Source organism: Sphaerisporangium sp. NPDC051011, from assembly GCF_040653595.1.
Lineage (GTDB): Bacteria > Actinomycetota > Actinomycetes > Streptosporangiales > Streptosporangiaceae > Sphaerisporangium.
In genome coordinates this window covers 749793-770705 of the sequence record NZ_JBFAGG010000001.1, presented here as the reverse complement: position 1 = coordinate 770705, position 20913 = coordinate 749793, and the positions used below count along the sequence as shown (strand labels likewise).

Genomic DNA, 20913 nt, shown 5'->3' with positions numbered 1-20913 from the left:
TAGTCATGGTACGCGGGCTTGGCGCGACCGTTCGCACTCCGAACGCCGTACGGCGGCCGTGAGAGGTCTCGGTGCGGGTCGACTCAGCCTTCGTGTGGTCGCAGGCCGTTGATGACGAGATCGGTCAGTGCCTGATAGGCGTCCGAGTCGCTCATGTTCGCCGCGGCGTCGACGCGGCCGTCCTGGATCGCTTTCATCACCTCGGCGACGGCGACCCCGACGAAGGCGGCACTGGCGGCGCGCAACTCCCCGGCGTCGATGCCTTCCTTCACCAGCTCGCCGACGCGCGCCGCGGCGCGCATGGTGTTCTCCTCGTAGACCTCGTTCGCGGGCGCGAACGCCGCGACGTCGGAGTAGAAGCCTTCCGATGCGGGCGCCAGTTCGGCCGCGACCGCGTTGAGGTAGGTGCTCAGACGGGAGCGGGGTGACGGATCGTTCGCCACGAGAGTCTCGATGCGCGTGGTCGCCCTCCGGAAGAAATGCCGGACGGCCGCGAGAAAGATCTGCTCCTTGCTTGAGGCCACCAAGTACAGGGTGCTGCGAGAGCACCGGAGGCGAGCCGCGAGATCGCCGATCCCGAACTGGAGGAAGCCCTCGGCCAAGAAGAGCTCGGTCAACTGGTCCAGCAGGTCCTCGCGTCGCGATGCGGCGCGATCAGAGGGAACTCGGTGATTCACCGTGGAAGGCTACACAACCCCAGCGGTACCTTCTATAGTACGTGAGTACTGTCGTTGGTTTCGGAAGTCCTGATGCGCGCCCGTGTCGTCGTGGCCGGTGTCCGCCCTTGCCGGGCGTGTCCCAAAGAATCGACCAGGTCGACGATTCACCGCGACGCCTCGACGGCGGCACCCATTCCTCGCGACTCGGCGACGGCGGCCGCCGCGCGTACCAGCGCGGCCACGCCCCGGCTGCGGGAGCGCTCCGGCCAGGCGATGACCAGCAGGGCGGGAGGGCAGTCCTCGACGGGGACGTAGGCCACCGCCTGCCGGGGGTATCTCGCAGCGACCGACCTCGGGAGCAGGGTCGTCGTCGCGCCGAGGCCGATGAGCGCGAGCAGTTGCGCGAGGTCGTGCACGCCCTGCTCGCCGATGTCGCGTTCCGCCCGCTCGCCGACCTCCTCGGGGCCTATGCCGAGGTCGGCGAGCCGTACCCGGGAGGCCCCGGCGAGGGCATGGTCGGCAGGCAGCGCCGCCACGCGAGGCTCGACCGCGACGACATCCACGTCGATACCGGCCGGGTCGTAGGGCTCGAACATGAGCGCGGCATCGGCCTCGCCCGTCCGCAGCAGCCGTGTGTGCTCCCGCCAGCCGCACAGGCGCACGGCGACGGGCGCGGCGTCGGGCTCGGCGGCCGCCGCGGCGAGGATGTCTTCCAGCAGGCCGCCGTCGGCATCCGCCTTGACGGCGAGCAGCACGCTGCGATGCGGCGCCGAGGCCCGCACGGCACGACGGGCCGCCGCGTCGAGAGCCTCGAGGGCGGGCCGCGCATGAGCCAGCAGCACCGCGCCTGGCTCGGTCAGCTCCACCACTCGCGTGGAGCGCTCGAACAGGCGCACGCCGAGCTCGGCCTCGAGGTTGCGGATCGCTCGCGACAGCGCGGGGCCGGCGATGCCGAGCCGTCCTGCGGCGCGCGTGAAACTGCGTTCCTCCGCCACCGCGACGAAGTATCGCAAGGGTCGGGACTCCGCTGCCATGCCCACACACTATTACCTGATCGGCACCGCGATTGATGCCTTTCCGGTCATGGTCGCTGCCGGATCGGTCATTCCCCGAGACCTCGCTCTACTGCAGGCTGGCGTGGCGGCAGGGCGGACGGTCCGCCGCGGAATGGAGAGAGAGCATGCGAGCGATCGTCATCGAGCGCTTCGGCGACACCCCGGCCCTCAAGGAACTGCCCGTGCCCGAGCCCGGCAGCGGCCAGGTGCAAGTCGCCATCGAGGCGGCGGCGACCAACCCGCTGGACATGGGCATCGCCTCCGGGGGTCTGGCGGCGCTGGGAGAGTATCGATTCCCGCTCACGCTCGGCATGGACGGCGCCGGCACCGTGACCGCGATCGGCGATGGCGTCACGAAGTTCCGCATGGGGGATCGCGTCTTCGGTCAGTTCTGGAGCCGGCCGCTGCAGTTCGGCACCTTCGCGGAGGTCTCCGTGGTGCAGGCGGTACCCGCGTTCGGCGCGCTGGCGGCCATCCCCGACGAACTGCCGAGCCATGTGGCCGCCGCGCTACCGACCTCCGGTATGACCGCGATCGGCGCGATCGACCACATGCAGGTGCCCGAGGGCGGCACGCTTCTCGTCATCGGCGCCACGGGAGGCGTCGGCACCTTCGCGGTACAGGCCGCCGCGGCCCGCGGGATCCGGACCATCGCGACGGCCTCCGCCCAGCTCGCGGAGCAGGTGCGAGAGCTCGGCGCCACCGAGATCATCATCCGCGGCGAGCAGTCCCTCGAACAGGCGCTGCAGAAGTTCGCACCCGAGGGCGTCGACGCGATCCTCGACGCCGTCGGCGACCGGTCCATCACGAGCAGCCTGGCCGGCGCCGTGAGGGACGGCGGGGCGCTGTTCTCGATCGCCTTCGGCCTCGACGAGAAGCTCCTCGCCGACGAGCGCATCCGCACCGCGAACTACCGGCTCGATCGCAAGCCCGAGCGGATCGCCGACATCGCGAGGCTCGTCACGGCAGGCACCCTCCGGCCCGTCATCGGTGCGACGCTCCCCCTCGAGGAGGCGCCGCGAGCCCTCACCGGCCGTGTCGAGGTCACGGGGCTGCGCGGCAAGACCGTGCTGCAGGTGCGCTGAGTCCCCGGGCCTTCGGTGACGCTGTCGTAGCCGCGCGACCTCGCCGCCGCCGAGTCGGAGCCGGACCCCGCCTCGGCGGCGCGACACTGGCAGGAGGCGATCGAGGCGTTCACCGCCCTCGGGGGCCGCGAGACCGCCGAGCTCGCCCGCACCACCCCGCGAGCCTGGATGGACCACGTCCGGCGCTGAACGGCGGCCGATCAGTCGCTTAAAACCCAGTAATGCTCCTCAATTTCCGGACATGGATGGGGTGACAGACCATCCACATGAGGAGACCGGATGGGAGAAGATCCCCCCGGCCGGTTCGTAGAGATCTACGAGCATGCCTACCGTCCCGTCCTGGCCTATGCCTTGCGGCGCTGCCAGGACCCCGACGACGCCGCCGACGTGGTGGCCGAGACGTTCATGACCGCCTGGCGGCGGATCGAGGAGGTGCCCGAGGGCGACGCGGCCAGGCTGTGGTTGTTCGGGTCTCACACCGGAGCCGTGCCGGTGGCCGACGGCGGGACGGCGAGTGCGACGGGGCGCGGTCAGCGGGTGTAGGTAACCTCCGGGAAGCGGGGGGTCGGCCCCTCAAGGAGCGGGCTCTTCTTCCCGCGCAGGTGCAGGTCGAAGAACGCCCGCGGGTAGGCCCGCTGGAAGGCCAGGGCGCGTGCGGTGGGGATGGCGCCGACCGACTCCGCGACCTCCTCGGGCGTCAGCCCGACCAGCGGCGCGACCAGCGGGATGAGCTGGACATCGTCGCCGAAGGAGTTGTGCGCGGCGCCCTTGACGGTCAGGTTGAGCCGCCACCCGCGCAGCTTCGACCAGAACGTCCGCAGGGCCGGGTTCGTGGACATGCCGCCCTTGCCTGGCGTGTCCACCACCATGTACGGCCGGTCCAGCCCGGCCTCGGCGACGGGGCCGATCACCGCGCCGTCCAGGCCGAGCCCGGCCTTGATCCGCCGATCGGCGTACATGGCCGAGGAGGTGGACGCGCCGCCCAGCGAATGGCCGAACATCCCGATCCGCTTCAGGTCCAGCGCGCCCCGCAGCCCGCTGGGCAGGGGCGTAACCTCGGCGTCGGGATTGCGGCCCGCGTTGAGTGCGGTCAGCTCGTTCAGGACGAAGCGGACGTCGTCGGTGCGCACCCGGGCGGCCTTGGCGTAGTCGGTGATCTCGCCGTCGGGGTTCTTCGCGACCCTGCCGCCGGGGAACTCCACAACGGCGGCGTCGTAGGTGTGGTCGATGGTCACCACCAGGTAGCCGCGGCTGGCCAGCTCCTCGACCACGCCGGTGCCGTACGAGCGCGAGGCGTTGGCCCCGGGCGAGTACAGCACGACGGGAAGGCGGCCGAGGCGGTCGTCGAGCGGCGCGCCCTGGCGGCCGTGCGTCGTGTCCAGCAGCAGCGTGCCGGGCGGTACGCCGATGTCGCGCAGGTAGTGTTCGGCGGCGGACGCGGGCATCCAGGGGGCGAGCGGATGACGATCCGCCTTCCGCGCCGGATACCACAGGCTGACCATCAGCTCCCGATTGCGGACCGTCGGCACCCAGGGGTCCGGCCGGGAGGCGTCCACCAGGTGCAGTGCCACCGTGCCGATCCGATGCGGCCCCGACGGGGCGGGCAGGACCAGCCTCACCGGGGACGCCGCCGGTCCGGCCGGTCCCGCTGTCTTGGGCGGCGCGTCTGCGTGGGCGGCGCCCGCTGTGATGGTCACGACGGCGGCCAGCACCGCCGTGACGCCGATCATGAATCGTGATCTGTGCATGCCTTCAACGCTCGCGCACGCGTCGCCGCCCCGCATCGAACGCGGGCACGAGCCTCGCGTCGGCCCAGGAGGGTACGCCTGGGCCGGTTCCCGCCGCCGGGTCATCCTTCAGGAGGAGCTTTTTCCACCCGGTGATCCGCGCCCCTTACGGTCGAGGGGTGACCGATCGCGATTCGCGCCCTCTGTTCCCACGCCGGCCGCGCCTCGTCTACTGGGTCGCCGTGGACGCGGTCGCCGCGCTGCTGCTCGCCGTCGCCTTCGGCTTCGCCGCGAGCGCCCGCACGGGCCCGCCGGTCCTGGCGCTGCCCGCGGTGGCCGTCGCCGCCCTGCCCGTCGCGGCCCGGCGGTCGTGGCCTGTGCCGATGCTCGCCATATCGCTTGCCGGGGCCGCGGCGGGGCTGCTCATGGGCGTGGAGGCGTTGTACATCCCCGTCGCTGTCATCTTGTACGCCGTCGGGTCGCTGGAGCCCCGGCGGCGGGCGATCGCCTGCCTTGTCCCGTCCCTGGCCGGGGTCGCGGCGGCGATGGCATCGGCCGGGGGATTCGCGTGGCCGGGGGGCCTTTCAGAGATCGCGTTTTGCTGGCTGCTGATGGGCCTGGCCTGGACGGCCGGCCTGACGGTCCGGGAGCAGCGGCTGCACGCCGTACGGGCGGCGGAGCAGTTGGCCGCGCGGGCGGTGACGGGCGAGCGCCTGCGGATCGCCAGGGATCTGCACGACGTCATCGGGCACAGCATGAGCCTGATCACGCTCAAAGCCGGAGTCGCCGGCATGGTCGCCGAGGCCCGGCCGCAGGAGGCGCGCGAGGCGCTGCGGGTCATCGAGGCCACCGGCAGGACGGCGATGGCCGAGGTACGGGCCGCGCTGGGCATGCTGCGCTCGGGGGAGATCGACCCCACGCCCGGGGTATCAGGGGTGGCGGAGACGGCGCCCGCGCCCGGGCTGCGGGACCTGCGTGCGCTCGCCGTCCGCGCGGACGTCGAGGTGGACCTGACCGTGAACCTGGACGTCGAGCCGTCCGAAGGGGTGGCCTTGGCCGCCTACCGCATCGTGCAGGAGGCGCTGACGAACGTGGTCAAGCACGCGGGCGCGGCCCGCTGCCGGGTGCGGATCACCTCGCCGGAGCCGGGCGTGATGGAGGTCGAGGTGGCCGACGAGGGGCCGGGCCTCCCCACCGCCGGCGGTGGGTATGGGCTGATCGGCATGCGCGAGAGGTGCCTGATGTACGGCGGGAGCCTCACCGCCGGGCCTCGCCCGGAAGGCGGCTACCGGGTGCTGGCCCGCCTGCCCTGCGTACGCCGGGCGGCGTCGTGACCGGCCCGATCCAGGTGGTCGTCGCCGACGATCAGCCGCTGCTGCGGGCCACGCTCACCATGCTGGTCGGCACCGCCCCCGACATGGTCGCGGCCGGCGAGGCGGGCACCGGCGCGCAGGCGGTGGAGGCGGCCGTCCGGCTGCGGCCCGACGTCCTGGTGATGGACGTGCGCATGCCCGGCATGGACGGTCTGGAAGCGACCCGCCTCATCCGCGCCGACCCCGCACTGGCCGCGGTCCGCATCGTCATCCTGACCACGTTCGACCTGGACGAGTACGTGTACGAGGCGCTGCGCGCGGGGGCCGCCGGATTCCTGCTCAAGGACATTCCGCCGGCCGATCTGCTCGCCGCGATCCGTGTCGTGGCCTCCGGCGAGGCGCTGCTCGCCCCCACCGTCACGCGCCGCCTCATCGCCGAGTTCGCGCGCCGAGACGAGACCGACGCGTCGATCGCCCGCGAGCTGAGCCAGGTGACCGGCAGGGAGCGGCAGGTCCTGGCCCTCATCGCCCGTGGCCTGACCAACCCCGAGATCGCCGACCGGCTGGGGGTCAGCGTCTCCACCGTCAAGACCCACGTCCGCCGCCTCCTCGCGAAGCTGTCCGTCCACGACCGGGCCCAGCTCGTCATCGTGGCCTACGAGACCGGCCTGGTCTCCCCGGCGCGACGGCCCGGCTGACCCACCCGGTTCGTGACCGAGGCGACGGGCGTCGATCGCGGCGTCCAGGGCCGCCCGGGCCCGACTCTCCGGGCCTTACCGGGTTCCTGACCATGGCGGGCGAGCACGGAAATCGGGTGACCCGATCGGCGTCCAGGATCTCACTCACCCGCGCGCACCAGGCCCGTCTCGTACGCGTGGACGATCGCCTGGGCCCGGTCGCGGAGGCCGAGCTTCGCCAGGACGCGGCCCACATGGGTCTTCACCGTCTGCTCGGACAGGACGAGCCGTTCGGCGATCTCCTGATTGGACAGGCCATGGGCGACCAGGGTGAGAACCTCCGACTCGCGTTCGGTGACCCCGTCCAAGGTCGCGCGGGGACGGCGCGGGCCGAGGCGGGCGAACTCGGAGATCAGCCGCCGGGTGACGGAAGGCGCGAGCAGGGCCTCGCCGGCCGCGACCACCCGGACCGCCTCGGCGAGCTGCCCGGCGGAGGCGTCCTTCAGCAGGAAGCCGCTGGCGCCCGCCCGGAGCGCCTCGTACACGTAGTCGTCCAGGTCGAACGTGGTCAGGATCAGCACCTTCGGGGGACGGCCGCCTGCGGACAGGATCCGCCGGGTGGCCTGCAGGCCGTCCAGTACCGGCATCCTGACGTCCATGAGCACCACGTCGGGCGAGAGTTCCGCGACGCGGCGCACCGCCTCCTCGCCGTCGGCGGCCTCGCCCACCACGTCGATGTCCGGCTGCGCGCTCAGGAACGCCGTGAACCCGGTCCGCACCATGCCCTGGTCGTCGGCGACGAGCACCCTGATCGTCATCCGGTGTCCCCTCCGATCGGCAGGGTCGCGGTCACCACGAACTCCGTGCCGACCCGGCCCGCCTGGAACGTGCCGCCGAGCATCGCCACCCGCTCCCGCATGCCGGCCAGCCCGTGGCCCGATCGCTTTCCGGGGAGTGCGCCCGGCGTGGTTCCGGGATCGGCGGGCAGGCCGTTGACCACGCGGATCCGCAGCTCGGCGCCGTCGCGGACCAGCTCCGCGGTGACGTCCGACCCCGACCCGTGCCGCATCGCGTTGCTCAATGACTCCTGCACGATCCGGTACGCCGTCAGCCCCACCGTGCCCGGCAGGTCGCCCAGCTCGCCCGAACCGGACACCCTCAAGGTCACCCCGGCGCGGGACGCGGCCTCCACCAGCTCGTCGAGCTGGTGGAGGCCGGGCTGGGGCGCGGTGTCGGCGCCCTCCGCGCCGCGCAACACGCCGACCACCTGGCGCATCTCGGCCAGCGTCTTCAGCGACAGCGCGCGGATCTCGGCGAGCCCCCGCGCCAGCAGGCCCGCGTCGCCCCCCGCCCGCAGCGGGACCGCCTCGGCCTGGATGGCGATCACCGACATGTGGTGGGCGACCACGTCGTGCAGCTCGCGGGCGATCCTGGCCCGTTCGGCCAGCGCCGCCCGTTCGGCCAAGGCGTCCTCGGCCCGCCGCTCCTCCTCGGCCAGCTTCCCGGTCGCCAGCCGCCGCGCCCGTACGTTGTGGCCGAACAGCACGGCGACGGTGATCCCGGTCACCGCGGGGACCGCGGTGCCGGTGTCGACGGCCACCGCCGCGAGGCAGGAGACCAGCCACACCCCCGCCGCGATCGCGCCGTCGCAGCGGACCGCGACGGAGTAGGCCACGAGCAGGCAGGCGATCGCCGCGCCCGGCGGGTACGGCGGGCTGAGGAACTCGCCGACGACTGCCGCGCCGGCCGGAAGCGCCAGCAGCGCGTACCGCCAGGCCGCCAGCGGCCACCGGTCGCGCAGCACCAGCGGCAGCGAGAAGGCCGCGGACATGATCACGAGGTACGCCTCGTCGTGCGGCCACCGCGCTGCGGCCGCGGGGCCCTCCATGTACGCGACTCCGCCGGCGAACGCCACGAAGGCCATGGCCGCGTCGCCGATGCGGACGAGATCCAGGGTGGCCCCCCGCAGGCCGCGGGGCCACGGCACCCGCACCTGCCCGCGACGTGGCGCGGGCGGCGGCGGGTCGGCCGTACCGGTGACGACCGCCCGCAGCAGCGCCCGCGCCACGGCCCGCAGGAGCGGCGCCGGCCTCGCGATCGGCCTCTGAGGGATCATTTCCCCAGCCTATGGACGTGCCGGACGGGTCGCATCGTCCTCCTGGCCGACCTTCGCGTCCATCTGGGACGGGAGGCCGCCCCGCCCCGCCGCCGCGCCACGTACCGGACGGCGCGCGCCGCGGGTCACCGGCCGGATCTCCCGACCGTGCGCAGGTAGGCCAGCGCCCGATCGAAGGCGGCGTCCCGGCCCGCGGCGAGCTCCTCGTCGCTGAGCGTTTCGGCGACCCTGTCCTGCGGCGGGATGCCGGTGACGTCGAAGCCGGTCCCCTGCCGGGTGAGGAACCGCTCGTTGGGCAGGGCGAACGTCCAGCCGTTGGGCAGCGTGCGCCAGAGGAAGTCGGAGAACGCGCCCTGGGTGGCATCGCCGATCCGCCGAGGGGCGGGGGTGCGGGCCGTCATGGCCTGACTGAACGTCTCCCCGGCGCTGATGGTCAACGGGCTGGTCAGCAGGGCGATCGGCCCCGTGTGGCGAGAACCGGTGGCCGGGCGCACCCAGGTCGGTCGCGCCCGCGTGAATCGGGTGGGGTCGGAGGGGTCGTTGCGCGCCTGCTTGGCGTAGGCCGCGTACGGCCGGCCGGTGAGGCGGGAGGCGAGTTGGACGCCCAGGGCGTCGTACCCGCCGAAGTTGAGGCGGACGTCGAGGACGAGGCCCTTCAGGCGCGCCGTCCGAGCGGGGGTGAAGATCTCGTCCAGCGCTCGGTCCAGCTCCGTCGCGTTGGCCGCGAAGCCGCCGTCGGCGTACCCGTCGAACGCGGCCAGTCGCAGGTAGCCGAACCCGCCCGGCAGGTCGGCGTACCCGATCACGCCCCGGCCCCATGTCGTCAGCGGCTTCTTGACGTCGTGCTTCTCCACGAGATCGAGGACCCTCTTGTTCAGGGCCATGAAGGCCGGCAGGCCGTCCAGCGGCCTCGTGCCGGGCCGCAGCGGCCGGGCGAACTCGTCCTTTCCGGCGCGCAGCGCGGTGTGGGCGTCGCCGAGATCCTTCAGGATGTCGCGCAGCACGCCGAACAACTCGGCGTCGGTGGTGTTCGGGCCGATCCGGGGACGGTACCGGTCGCGCACCGCCTGCCAGTCGACGCCCTTCGTCGCGAAGAACGGGTAGTTCTCCGCGAACGTGGTCCAAAAGACGTCGAACACCGTGACCGGGTCCACGGCGGGGGCCTTCACCGAGCAGCGGGCGGGAAGGGCGGGCAGCCGGCGCAGGCCGATCTCCCCGACGGCGCCCACGTAGCGCAGCCGCGCCCGCTGCCGGCCCTGGAGCCTGATCGTCATCTGGCGGGAGCCGTCGTCGGCGACGAACGACCCTGGGGCGCCTCGCCGTTCGGCCGACATGACTCCCGCCAGGCAACTGATCGCCGTCGTGTCGAAGTACCGGAGCTTGTCCCCCTCGACGGTGATGATCGTGCCGTAGCCGTCGGTCTGCCACACGCCGTCGAGGGTGGCGTCCCGCGCGCCGTCGGCCGCCGTCGCGGTGGGCGCTGCCACCATGACCGTGACGGCCGCCAGAGCCGCGACCGTGATCCGTGTTCCGCTCTCTTTCATGGCGCCGACGGTATGAACGCGGTCCCGTAACCGGCGTCACCCCGGAGGACCATCCGGCGGCTCCCTCCTGGGAGTGACCCGATCCGCGGGGTCCTTGTCACCTCCGACGGGCGCATCGCCACGCCGAGAATCGCACCCCCGCAGGAGCTGATGCGGCCAGGAAAGCGGGTCGTAGCCGTGACAGGGCGGCCGGAAATATGCTCAGCGGGCGTGTTGATCGGGCTATAGGGTGCCGAGCGTGGATCTGGAAGCCCTCGTCATCGCCCGGCGGTTACGTGTCCCCCTCGACAGCCTGGACGGTTCCGCGCCCGGATGGGGGGAGGTCGCCGCCCGCCAGTTCGACGCCGCCCTGCTGAGCGTCGGCTTCACGTGCTCGCCGGACCTACTCGACCGGCTGTCGCGGCTGCCCGGCGAGACCGTGATGGACCTGGGGGTGCGGGTCCTCGCCGTCGTTCGCCACCTGGTGGGCGATCACGTGCGGCACAACCCCTACTTCGTCGACTTCCCGGCCAACGTCCCCGACACCCTGGAGTTCTGGGCGGGTCTGCTGGTCGAGGCCATGCTCGACCCGGTCGCCGCCGCGCGCCTGCAGGGGCCGGCGCTGAACCTGCTCGACCTGCCCCGCTACGGCACCTACCAGCACACCTACGCCGACCTGCTCGCCGCGCACGCCGAGCTCATCCCGCTGGCCGGGGACCGGATCACCGTGCTTGAGCTGGGCGGCAGCCTGGAGGCGGAGGCGCGTGAGCTGTACTTCTCGCTGGCGGGCTCCGAGGCGCCGCTCGCCGCCGAGGACCTGGTGGCGCTGCGGACGCTGGCCTCGTCCTGCGCTGAGGAGCCCGAGCGGATCCCCATGCGGGAGAACCGGGCCGTCATCAACGAGGTGCGGCTGGCCGCCGGACGTCCTCTCCTGGTGGACACGGTGACCGACGTGCTGCGGCTGGCCTGCGGCTGCTCCGGCGGAGATGTCACGCTGACCGTCCCCACGCGGTTCCGCTCGTTCCGCCGCGCCGAGCGCCGTGCGCTGCTCCAGGCTCTGGACCAGGTCGCCTCTCCCGCGAAGCTCGGTGACGTGGGACGCCACCGGGAGCAGTGGAAGCGGCTCGGCGAGCGGCTGCACCCCTACGAGCATCCGGCGTTTCCGCGCGCCGCCCAGGTGTTCGAGGTGGCAAGGGGTCTGCGCCGGGCCGCGAGCCTCGACGGCCGGGTCGAGGCCGCCCTGGCGCAGAGCCGTACCGCGGACGCCGTAGCGCTGCTGGAGAACGCGCCGGGCGCGCTGCTGCGCCGCCTGGACCACCTGCTGCGCACCGGCCCGTCCGTGCTGGAGGCCGTCGAGAGGGCCGTGCCCCAGGCGTCCGGCCGTGTCCTGCTGTCCCTGCGCGAGCACCTGCAGAACCGGCTCACCCCCGCCGCCGGCCGCGTCTTCACCAACCGGCACGGCCGGGCCTGGACCTCGCCCGACTCCCGCCCGCCGCTGGAGGACAAGGCGCTGGCGTCGGTGCTCGCCGCCCTGGACGAGGAGATCACGCGCCGCCTGCCCGACCCCGGCGAGATCACCGTGGACCCGGACGTGCTGGACGTCGCCCTGCCGCTGTCGGGCAAGGCCGTCGCGCCCGGGCTCGGCATGCTGCCCCGCGGCTCGCTGTCGGCGGTGGACGGTGAGCTGCTCAGGTTCTTCGTGTACTGGCGCCAGGCCGAGGAGCGCACCGACTACGACCTGTCCGCGCTCATGCTCGACGCCTCCTACGCGAACCCGGCGCACATCTCGTGGACGAACTACACCAACGGCTTCGCCCAGTACTCCGGGGACCTCACCTCGGCACCGGACGGCGCGACGGAGTTCATCAACATCGACCTCGCCGCCGCGTCCCGGCCGATCATCATCCCCCAGGTCAACATCTACGCCGGGGAGCGGTTCGACGAGGCGGCCGAGGCTTTCTTCGGCTTCATGACCAGGGACGCCGCGCAGCAGGGCGCGCCGTTCGAGCCGCGCACCGTGCGGATGAAGTCGGACCTGCGCGGCTCGGGCCGGATCGCGCTGCCGCTCGTCTTCCTGCGCGGGGAGGACGGCGGCTGGCGGGCGAAGTGGCTGCATCTGTACCTGAAGGGGCATCCCCACTTCAACCAGGTGGAGGGCAACCGGGTCACCGCGTCCCTGCTGGTGCGCTCGATGGTCGAGCGTGACCACCTGCGCGTCGGCTACCTGGTCGATCTCATGCGCGCGAAGGGCTCCGCGTCCGGGCAGGCCACCCATATCGGCTTGCAGGCTCCGGCCGGTCTGCCGTCGGGGGCGCGCGTGTACACGCCGAGCACGCTGCACGAGCTGATCCCCGCCTGATAAGGTCGGGGCTGCGAGGCCATGGGAGGACTTCCTTCTCCACTCACCTTTTAGTGAATCTCTAGTCTTCCCGCCTTCCTCGCCCCCCGGCCGTGAGGCCATTCGAGGGCTTCCTTCTACTTGGGATCCAGAGGGGCCCACTGGGCCGCTGGACGTATCTAGCTCCCGAGCCTTCCTCACGGCCGGCCCTTTGTCTTTGAGTCGCACGAGGTAGCCCGGAACCATTGCACGCTCCACGCCGTGGGCGGCTTTCTGAGTAGAGCGGGCGGCGATCGGCCGAAAGTACGCCTGATTGGCGGACCATCGGGTGGCTCGGAACGGGCTGTTCTGCGGATGAGTCCGTATGGCTTCGCTTGGCACGATCGGGGCATGGGTGATCAGAGCGTAGGCGTAAAGGCGCCGGTGCCGTCTCGGAGCAGGCGGCCGGAGTCCTCCTCGGGGAGGGCGGGGTGGCTCGTGCCGGTGGGGTTGGTGGTGCTCAGCCTCATTCCGGCTGTCGCGGGTGTCGTCCGGGTGGGGGAACTGAGCGGCGGGGCGGCGGTAACGGCGGCGAACGCGCGGTTCTTCGCGCAGCCCGTGCCGGTGCTGGTGCACGTTCTCACCGCTCTTCCGTTCAGCCTTCTCGGGGCCTTTCAGTTCGTGGCGGGTTTCCGGCGTCGGTGGCCTCGGTGGCATCGGATCGCCGGGCGGGTGCTGGTCGTGTGCGGGCTCGGCACGGCGGTTTCGGGCCTGTGGATGACCTTGTTCTATCCCCGGCCCGTGAATGACGGTGATCTTCTCGCCGCATTTCGGCTCGTGTTCGGCGTCGGCATGGTCGTGTCCATCGTTCTCGCCTTCGTCGCCGTGCGGCGGAGGGATTTCGCCGGGCACCGCGCCTGGATCATGCGCGGTTACGCGATCGGTGTGGGGGCGGGCACGCAGGCGCTGACGCAGTTGCCGTGGATCCTGATCGCTGGCATGCCGAGTGAACTCCCCCGGGCGTTGCTCTCAGGCGCCGCGTGGGTGATCAACCTGGCCGTGGCCGAATGGTTCATCCGCGGGCGGTCCCGGACCTCCGTCCACACCGGTCTCCGACGGCCGGATCACGGCCTGACGCGGTCGGTTTCATAGGCCCACATGGCGATCTCGACGCGGTTGCGGGCGCCGAGCTTCGCCATCAGGCTCGCGATGTGGGACTTCACGGTGCTGAGGGAGATGTGCAGCTCGTCGGCGATCTCGCCGTTGGTCCGCCCGCGCGCCACCGTGGCCAGGATCTGCTCTTCCCGGTACGTCAGCGCCTCGATGGGCTGCACCGGCGGTGAGGCGGGCCGGGTGCGGGCGAACGTCCCGAGCAGCCGTGCCGTGATGCTCGGAGCGATGAGCGCGTCGCCGTTGGCGGCGGCGTGGACGGCCTGGGAGAGCAGGTCGGCGCCGGCGTTCTTGAGCAGGAATCCCCGCGCGCCGGCCCGCAGGGCGGCGTAGACGTACTCGTCCAGGTCGAACGTGGTGATGACGACGACGGGCAGCGGGTCCTCGACGCCCGGTCCGGCGAGGGAGCGGGTGGCCTCGATGCCGTCGAGGCCGGGCATGCGGATGTCGAACAGGCATACGTCCGGGCGCAGCCGCTGCGCGAGCTCGACGGCACGCCGCCCGTCGCCGGCTTCGCCGATGACCTCGATGTCCGGCTGGGCGTTGAGGATCATCGTGAGCCCGGTGCGGACGATCTCCTGGTCGTCGGCGACGAGCACGCGGACGCTCATCGGCCCGCCTCGCTCACGACGCGGTCCCGGTGCGCGGGAGGACCGCGGTCACGGTCCAGCCCCGGTCGGGGTTCGGGCCGGCCTGGCAGGTGCCGCCGAGCAGGCCGGCGCGTTCGCTCATGCCGATGAGCCCGTACCCGGGCCGTGAGGCCGGGTGCGCGGGGCCGCCGTCCCCGTCGTCGGTCACGCGCAGGCGCACCGACGTGTCGTCGGCGGTGACGCGGACCTCGACGCGGGTGGCGTGGCGGGCGTGCCGCCGGGCGTTGGTGATCGACTCCTGGGCCAGGCGGTAGATCGCGGCTTCCACCGAGGGAGGGAGGTCGTCGACGTCGCCTGAGATCTCCACGTCGACGGCCGGGCCGGAGCGGCCCCGGCTCGCGAGCTCTCTGAGGTCGGTGACGCGCCGTCCGGGTTCCCGGTCCGCGGGCTGGTTCTGCCGCAGGACGCGGACCATGGTGCTCATCTCCGCAAGGGCGCGGGACGCCTCCGCCTCGATCACGCGGAGCGCGTCGGTCGCGGCGTCCGGGTGCGACGCCGACGTGGCGAGGCCCGCCTGCGCGCGGATCGCCATCGCCGAGACGTGGTGGGCGACGGTGTCGTGCAGGTCGCGGGCCAGTTGCACCCGTTCGAGCAGCTTCACCTTGTCGAGCTCGCGCGCTCTCGCCCGCGCCCGGTACCGTAGGGCCCCGCCCGCGGCGATGGACACGGATATGACGGCCCAGCCGCCGATCACGTCGGGGAGGCCGGGATGGTCGGAGACCATCGAGTCGCTCACCTTGACGAGGATGATCACCAGCCCGATCACGACCTCGCGTCCCGACCCCCACCGGCACAACGCGTACGACAGCAGGAGAAGGAACACCAGGGTGTACATCTCCAGGGGGTCGCCGTTCATCACCAGCGGGGACAGGGCGCAGACGCCGAAGGCGATCGCGACCGTCAGCAGCGGCCTGTTCCGGCGCCACAACAGCGTGAGCACCAGCCCGGCGGTGATGGTCACGGAGACGGCCCGCCAGTGAAGGTCCGGCCGCAGGACCCCTTCGAGCACCGTGACCGCCATGAGGACCACCACGAGCGCCCAGTCCCGCCATCCGCGAGCCGGCGGGTTGGGGGGACGGGGCTCGTTCCACACGGAGCGAACAAGGGCGTGCACGCAAATATCGTACGCAGCCCACGCCCCTGCGGATCAGCCCAAAGTACGACAACGGCATACCCTTCGGTCCCGACGGCGTGCTTCCTTCCCCGTACGCACGTGAGGGGGATCGCGCGGCGGCGGCGTGCCGGGTAGCTTGTTGCCCGTTTCCGGCCAGGACCGCGCCGCACCAGTGGGAGCCTCATGACCAACGACGCCCGAGCCCTGTTGCCCGTCGCTCTGGAAGCCGCGGCCATCGCCGGCGACCTGATCACCACGCGCCTGCCCGGCCTGGTCACCGCCAAGGGCGACCGCGACATGGCCACCGAAGTGGACTACGCCGTCGAACGCGCGGTACGCGACCACCTCGCCCTGCGCACCCCCGCGGTGGGATTCCTCGGCGAGGAAAGCGGCGCCGACGGGCGTATCGGCGACGGGCTCCAATGGGTCCTCGACCCGGTGGACGGCACCGTCAACTTCCTGCACGGCCTGCCGCTGTGCGGCGTCTCCCTCGCACTGGTCCGCGGGGACACCGCAATTCTCGGCGTCATCGGCCTGCCGTTCCTCGGCTCGTTGTACGCGGCGGCCGAGGGCGAGGGGGCCACCGTCAACGACCAGCCCATCAAGGCCAGCGGCGCCTCGACCCTGGACGCCGCCCTTGTGTCCGTCGGCGACTACGCGGTGGGCGACGACGCCGTGGAACGCAACCGGGCGCGCCACGCGATCACCTGGCGGCTGGCGTCCCAGGTGCAGCGCATCCGCATGTTCGGCTCGGCGGCGATCGACCTGGTGTGGGTCGCCGAGGGCAGGACGGATGCCTGTCTCATGCTGGCCAACAAACCCTGGGACACCGCGGCCGGCGTCGTCATCGCCAAGGAGGCCGGAGCGCTGGTCACCGACCTCGACGGCACCCCGCACACGACCCGGTCCTCGGCGACCATCGCGGCCGCCCCCGGCATCCTCGCCGAGATCCTCGAGCTGGCCCGCGAGGCCTGATCCTCGTTCACCCGAGTGTTCCGCGCGCGCCCGAGGCCGGCGGCCCAAAGATCTTGAAGTGAGGCTTCTCGATCATGGTCCTTCTGGCCTCGCACCGGGTGACGGCCGGGGACGGAACACGAGATGGAGGATCACTCCGCGCCGGCGCGCTGACCCCTGGAGGTCGCTTCAGTGCTGGACGGCGGACGCGCAGGCGATGCAGGTCCTCGCCGCCGGGCGGGCCCTCAGCCGTTCGACGGCGATGGGCCCGCCGCAGCCCTCGCACACCCCGTACGTGCCGTCGTCGAGCCGCTCCAGCGCCGTCTCCAGGTCGGTGAGGTGCTTACGCGCCTGGTGGAGCAGGGCCTGGACGTGCTCGCGTTCGAACGCGGTGGCCGACCCCTCGGGGTCGTGCTCGTCGTCGCTCCCCGCCAGCGCGGACGACTCGACGATGTCGTCCCAGTCGTGCGTCAGCGACCCGATCCGCGCCAAGGTCAACTCGCGGTCGGCGCCGAGGAGATCGCGCAAGTCCGCCCGCTCGGAGGGGGAGAGCACGGGCCCCCGGGATCGCTTTGCCATCACGGTGCCTCACCTCCCCCTCCAGCTTATTCACGGGCGCCACGCCGGATCCGGCGCGGGCGTCAGAGGCCGTGGCGGAGATCGCCCAGCACGCGTGCGCCGGACCGGTGTTCCATCTCGGGGGAGAAGGCGGCGCCGGCGCGGCGGGCGGTCACGGCGAGGCGGGTGTCCTCGGCCATCAGGTCGGCGTTGATCGCCCCGGCGGCGCGGACGCCCGCCGCGGCGGAGCCGATGACCCCCTCGAACAGCCCGGTGATGTTCCCGGCCGCCCACACCCCCGGCACGGCGGTCTGCCCAGTGGCGTCGGCGGCGATGTACGTGCCGATCACCTCTCCGGCCATCTCCTGCTCGACCGGTTCCAGGCCGAGGTCGCTCAGGAGGCCGGCGCGGGCGGTGAACCGCGGAGCCACGACCAGCGCCTGGCGGGGGATCACCGTGCCGTCGGCCAGGCGCACGCCGGTCAGCCGGCCGCCGGACCGTTCAAGGGCGCTCACCTCGCCGTCCACCACGACGACGCTGCGCGCGGCGAGCCGCTCGAACTCTTCGTCGGTGGGCTTGGGGGCGGTGTGCAGGAAGAGCGTCACGTCGTCGCTCCACTGCCGCCACAGCAGGGCGTGGTGCACCGTCAGGGGGCCGGTCCCCAGGATCCCGAGCGCCTGGTCGCGTACCTCCCATCCGTGGCAGTACGGGCAGTGGTGCACGTCCTCGCCCCACAGCTCGGCCACGCCGGGCACCTCGGGCAGCTCGTCCACCAGCCCCGTCGTCACCAGCAGCCGCCTGCCGCGGATCGCGTTCCCGTCGTCGAGGCGGGCGGTGAAGCCTGCCGCGTCCCGCTCGACCGCCACGACGGTGCCTCGCGTGATCAGCCCGCCGTACGCGCGGACCTCCTCGCGTCCGGTGGCCAGCAGCTCGCCGGGCGGGGTGCCCTCGCGGCCGAGGTAGCCGTGGACCCCGTCGGCCGGGGCGTTGCGCGGCCGGCCGTCGTCGACGACGACCACCGACCGCCGGGCCCGTGCCAGCGTGAGCGCCCCGCTCAGGCCGGCGGCGCCGCCCCCGATCACCACCACGTCGTAACGCCGATCGCCGCCGGTGAGAGGGCCTGATTGCTCGCTCATGTGTGTTGCCTCCGTTCCGAGGCAGATCGTGCGGGAACCCTTGTCGGGTTGACGAATTTCTTTGCCGTGTTGGCAAATGGGACGCATGAACGACGACGAGGCGGGGAGCCGTTGCCGGGACGTCCGCGACATCGTGGCGGCGCGCCTTCCGGGGTACGCCATCAGGTCCGTGACGCTGCTCGGCGAGGGCGAGGACAACGTCGCCTACCAGGTCACCGGCGTCGGCGGCGAGCTGATCGTCCGCTTCGCCAAGGACCCCGACCCGGAGGTCAGGGCCGCGCGGGTCGAGGGCGAGGCCCGGCTGCTCGCCGCCGTCGCGGACCTCGCGCCGCTGCCCGTACCCGAGCCGTGCTTCGCCGACGCGGAGCGGGGCTGCCTGGCCTACCGCAAGCTTCCCGGCCTGCCGCTGACCGGCGTCCCCCTGTCGCGGTGGCCGGAGCACGCCGAGACGGTCGGCGCCGCCGCCGGCGAGCTGCTCGCCGCGCTGCACGGCGCCGCGGACGAGCACCTGGTCCCTCTGGTCGAGGTCGACCACCAGCCGCCCCGGGTGTGGCTGGAGGAGGCCGCGCAGATGTACGCGACGGTCGCCGCGCGGGTGCCCGCGGCGCGCCGCCCGGCCATCGAGGCATTCCTGGAGGCGCCCCCGCCGCCCGGCCCCGAAGCCTTGGCGTTCTCCCACAACGACCTAGGCGTCGAGCACATCCTCCTCGACCCGGCCACAGGGACGGTGACCGGCGTCATCGACTGGAGTGATGCGGCGATCTGCGACCCGGCCTACGACTTCGGCCTCCTCTACCGCGACCTCGGCCCCGCCGCGCTCGACCGCGCCCTGAGCCGCTACCCGGGCGACGGGATCGCCGCCCGCGCCGCCTTCTACGCCAGGTGCTCTCTGCTGGAGGACCTGGCCTACGGCCTGAACCCCGGCCAGGACGTCTACTTGTCCAAGAGCCTCGCCGCCCTGGAACGGCTGTACCCGGACGCCGCGGCCGGCGGTGCTCAGGGGAGCAGGGACTTGGGAATGTAGGCCACGACGACCTTGGTGACGTTCACCGCCTCGGCGACCACGAAGTCGACCGCCATCGAGCACAGCGCGTACGCGTCCGCCGGCTTGAGGGCTCCCTTGGTGGCCTCGACGAGGTAGGCGACGGCCTCGCGCACGGCGACGCGCAGCGCGATGTCGAGGTCCGCGTCGATGCCCATGCACCACACGTAGGCGTCGTTCTCCGCGCGCGGGTATTCGAGCCGCATGTCCGTGCGCACGGAGAACCGGGCGGTCAGCGACATCGAGTGCTCGACGGCGGTCTGGCCTACCTCGCCGTGTCCCTGGGCGCCGTGGCTGTCACCGGTGTAGAACAGGCCACCGGGCCGGAAGACCGGCAGGTACAGCGTCGAGCCGGCCGTGAGGTCGCGGAAGTCGAGGTTGCCGCCCCATCTGCCCGGCGGGTTGGCGGACACGAAGCCCGCCGAGGCCGGCGGCGTGACGCCCATGATGCCCATGAACGGCCGCAGCGGGATCGTGATGCCGTCCGCGAACCGGTAGTGGCGGCCCGTCTCGTCGAGCCGCAGCAGGCGGACGGACACCTCCTCCAGGAGGTCGCCGCAGGCCCCCGCGCCCGGCCCGGTGGCGTTGACCCCGTAGGCGACGCGCGGCGAGACGTCCAGGACCTGGATTTCCAGCACGTCGCCCGGCTTGGCCCCCTCGACATGGATCGGCCCGGTGAGGATGTGACCGCTGGCGCCGGGCGGGCGCGGGTTCGCGGCGACCTCCGCCAGCTCGGGCAGCACCTCGCCCGCGGGCACGCCGAGCGCCTCGAAGTACGCCACCGGGCCCTCCGGGGCGGAGGCGCCGAACATGTTGACGGCGTCGATGGTGACGACCGCGCCGGAGGCGACCGTGAGTACGGGCGGCCGGTCGTCGGGGTAGTGGCCCCAGATCGCGGTCTCCCGCGTGGTTTTCAGCACGGCGTCTACGGACACGGGGCGCGGCGGTGGCGTCACGGGGATGGCCTCTCTTCGGGACGTCGCGGGCCCGCTCAGGCTAGGGCGGGGGCGGCGAGGGGCGCACCCGGCCCGGAGGGCGCGGTTCCCCGCCGGGGACGAACCGGCAGAGGTATCGACCGGGCATCGCGGCCTTCATGGCTCAGGCCGCCAGGGCGTCGCGTGCCCTCATGAGGGCGAATCCGAGCAGGTTGAGGCCCTGCCACGTGGCGGGGGAGGCCGCGCGCTCGTCCGAGGCCGCGAGCCCGATGCCCCAGATCCGGTCGCGCGGGCTCGCCTCGACCAGGACGCGGTCCCGGGTGGCGAGCAGGAAGGCCTTCAGCTCGGGATCCCCGCCGAACTTGGCGATGTTGCCGCGGGTCACGATTTCGGACCGGTGCGCGTTCCACGTCTCGTCGGTGAAGCCGCGCACTCTGCGGCCGAGCGCCTTGGCCTCGGCGGGGTGGTCCGCGGCGAGGACGGCGGCGGCGGTCTCGCCGTCGCCGAACAGCCATGCCTTGTGGGCCATCATGTAGTGCTCGGCGGACCGGAACAGGTGGCCGTCTTCGGTGAAGTCGCCCGGCCACCACTGGCTGAGCACGCCCGGGCCGACGCCGCCATCGCGGGCGGGGCGGTGGCCCCAGAAGAACAGATAGCGCAGGCCGCGGCCGGCTTTCTCGGCGGCGACGGCCTCGTCCACGGAGCACGGCAGGGTGAGGGCCTCGGACACCGTCATACAGTGACATGTCCGGACGCCTGCCTGCCATCGCATATCGCAACCCCCGTCGTCACCCTGGGTCGACGGGGCGTTCTCGGGGGCTGGGGGAAACGTGGATCCGGCCGCGCCGCGGGTGGGGAATCGAGGGATTCGGTCGCTTTATA

The 20913-nt window shown here is 72.5% G+C and carries 20 protein-coding genes; 8 read left to right on the top strand and 12 right to left on the bottom strand.

Going from position 1 to position 20913, the window contains the following annotated elements:
- Positions 1-83: 83 nt before the first annotated feature.
- Both AB0H21_RS03375 and AB0H21_RS03370 read right to left on the bottom strand, forming a co-directional pair.
- Positions 84-617, bottom strand: coding sequence for a TetR/AcrR family transcriptional regulator (locus AB0H21_RS03375; RefSeq protein WP_358510918.1), 534 nt, complete (start codon positions 615-617; stop codon positions 84-86).
- 206 nt (positions 618-823) lie between these two features.
- Positions 824-1693 (bottom strand): LysR family transcriptional regulator, encoded by an 870-nt coding sequence (locus AB0H21_RS03370; RefSeq protein WP_358510916.1) that lies wholly within the window; start codon positions 1691-1693, stop codon positions 824-826.
- Between the two features lie 146 nt (positions 1694-1839).
- Here AB0H21_RS03370 and AB0H21_RS03365 point away from each other — a divergent pair, with 146 nt between their 5' ends.
- Entirely contained in the window at positions 1840-2799 is a 960-nt protein-coding gene (locus AB0H21_RS03365; RefSeq protein WP_358510913.1) for an NADP-dependent oxidoreductase, read from the top strand.
- 279 nt (positions 2800-3078) lie between these two features.
- On the top strand, positions 3079-3342 hold the full coding sequence (locus AB0H21_RS03360) for a sigma factor (protein WP_358510910.1): 264 nt from the start codon (positions 3079-3081) through the stop codon (positions 3340-3342).
- On the opposite strand, the gene AB0H21_RS03355 is transcribed toward AB0H21_RS03360, so the two are convergent.
- A complete protein-coding gene (locus AB0H21_RS03355) occupies positions 3330-4547 on the bottom strand; it encodes a lipase (protein ID WP_358510907.1) in 1218 nt (405 codons plus the stop codon). The two genes, AB0H21_RS03360 and AB0H21_RS03355, sit on opposite strands and share 13 nt — an antisense overlap.
- A 158-nt stretch (positions 4548-4705) precedes the next feature.
- Between AB0H21_RS03355 and AB0H21_RS03350 the strand changes: the two genes are divergently transcribed.
- Both AB0H21_RS03350 and AB0H21_RS03345 read left to right on the top strand, forming a co-directional pair.
- Positions 4706-5860 carry a sensor histidine kinase gene (locus AB0H21_RS03350; RefSeq protein WP_358510904.1) on the top strand — a complete coding sequence of 385 codons (1155 nt, stop codon included), beginning with the start codon at positions 4706-4708 and terminating at the stop codon, positions 5858-5860.
- Positions 5857-6537 carry a response regulator transcription factor gene (locus AB0H21_RS03345; protein WP_358510901.1) on the top strand — a complete coding sequence of 227 codons (681 nt, stop codon included), beginning with the start codon at positions 5857-5859 and terminating at the stop codon, positions 6535-6537. The genes AB0H21_RS03350 and AB0H21_RS03345 overlap by 4 nt, the downstream gene beginning before the upstream one ends.
- A 140-nt stretch (positions 6538-6677) precedes the next feature.
- Here AB0H21_RS03345 and AB0H21_RS03340 read toward each other — a convergent pair whose 3' ends face one another.
- The 3 genes from AB0H21_RS03340 to AB0H21_RS03330 form a co-directional block, all read right to left on the bottom strand.
- Positions 6678-7334, bottom strand: a complete 657-nt coding sequence (locus tag AB0H21_RS03340) for a response regulator transcription factor (RefSeq protein WP_358510898.1) — start codon at positions 7332-7334, stop codon at positions 6678-6680.
- Positions 7331-8632 (bottom strand): histidine kinase, encoded by a 1302-nt coding sequence (locus AB0H21_RS03335; protein ID WP_358510896.1) that lies wholly within the window; start codon positions 8630-8632, stop codon positions 7331-7333. The genes AB0H21_RS03340 and AB0H21_RS03335 overlap by 4 nt, the downstream gene beginning before the upstream one ends.
- 125 nt (positions 8633-8757) lie before the next feature.
- On the bottom strand, positions 8758-10176 hold the full coding sequence (locus AB0H21_RS03330; RefSeq protein ID WP_358510893.1) for a S41 family peptidase: 1419 nt from the start codon (positions 10174-10176) through the stop codon (positions 8758-8760).
- A gap of 238 nt (positions 10177-10414) precedes the next feature.
- Here AB0H21_RS03330 and AB0H21_RS03325 point away from each other — a divergent pair, with 238 nt between their 5' ends.
- Together AB0H21_RS03325 and AB0H21_RS03320 are read left to right on the top strand one after the other, a co-directional pair.
- The gene (locus AB0H21_RS03325; RefSeq protein ID WP_358510890.1) at positions 10415-12514 is read left to right on the top strand and encodes a hypothetical protein; all 2100 of its coding nucleotides are present in this window, start codon (positions 10415-10417) and stop codon (positions 12512-12514) included.
- A gap of 471 nt (positions 12515-12985) precedes the next feature.
- Positions 12986-13624 (top strand): DUF2306 domain-containing protein, encoded by a 639-nt coding sequence (locus AB0H21_RS03320; protein WP_358511373.1) that lies wholly within the window; start codon positions 12986-12988, stop codon positions 13622-13624.
- Here AB0H21_RS03320 and AB0H21_RS03315 read toward each other — a convergent pair.
- Entirely contained in the window at positions 13597-14253 is a 657-nt protein-coding gene (locus tag AB0H21_RS03315) for a response regulator transcription factor (protein WP_358510887.1), read from the bottom strand. The two genes, AB0H21_RS03320 and AB0H21_RS03315, sit on opposite strands and share 28 nt — an antisense overlap.
- Positions 14254-14266: 13 nt before the next feature.
- Positions 14267-15406, bottom strand: a complete 1140-nt coding sequence (locus tag AB0H21_RS03310) for a histidine kinase (RefSeq protein WP_358510884.1) — start codon at positions 15404-15406, stop codon at positions 14267-14269.
- 183 nt (positions 15407-15589) lie between these two features.
- Between AB0H21_RS03310 and AB0H21_RS03305 the strand changes: the two genes are divergently transcribed.
- Positions 15590-16381: an inositol monophosphatase family protein gene (locus tag AB0H21_RS03305; RefSeq protein WP_358510881.1), complete on the top strand. Its 792-nt coding sequence runs from the start codon at positions 15590-15592 to the stop codon at positions 16379-16381.
- A 168-nt stretch (positions 16382-16549) separates the two neighbouring features.
- Here the strand turns inward: AB0H21_RS03305 and AB0H21_RS03300 are convergent, their stop codons facing one another.
- Both AB0H21_RS03300 and AB0H21_RS03295 read right to left on the bottom strand, forming a co-directional pair.
- Positions 16550-16939 carry a TraR/DksA C4-type zinc finger protein gene (locus AB0H21_RS03300; protein ID WP_358511371.1) on the bottom strand — a complete coding sequence of 130 codons (390 nt, stop codon included), beginning with the start codon at positions 16937-16939 and terminating at the stop codon, positions 16550-16552.
- Positions 16940-17001: 62 nt separating this feature from the next.
- A complete protein-coding gene (locus AB0H21_RS03295) occupies positions 17002-18054 on the bottom strand; it encodes an NAD(P)/FAD-dependent oxidoreductase (protein WP_358510878.1) in 1053 nt (350 codons plus the stop codon).
- An 85-nt stretch (positions 18055-18139) separates the two neighbouring features.
- Between AB0H21_RS03295 and AB0H21_RS03290 the strand changes: the two genes are divergently transcribed.
- Entirely contained in the window at positions 18140-19078 is a 939-nt protein-coding gene (locus AB0H21_RS03290; RefSeq protein WP_358510875.1) for an aminoglycoside phosphotransferase family protein, read from the top strand.
- Here the strand turns inward: AB0H21_RS03290 and AB0H21_RS03285 are convergent.
- Both AB0H21_RS03285 and AB0H21_RS03280 read right to left on the bottom strand, forming a co-directional pair.
- The gene (locus AB0H21_RS03285; RefSeq protein WP_358510872.1) at positions 19051-20031 is read right to left on the bottom strand and encodes an acetamidase/formamidase family protein; all 981 of its coding nucleotides are present in this window, start codon (positions 20029-20031) and stop codon (positions 19051-19053) included. The genes AB0H21_RS03290 and AB0H21_RS03285 overlap by 28 nt on opposite strands.
- A gap of 163 nt (positions 20032-20194) precedes the next feature.
- Complete coding sequence (locus AB0H21_RS03280; RefSeq protein ID WP_358510869.1) at positions 20195-20767, bottom strand: NADAR family protein; 573 nt, start codon at positions 20765-20767, stop codon at positions 20195-20197.
- Positions 20768-20913: the final 146 nt, after the last annotated feature.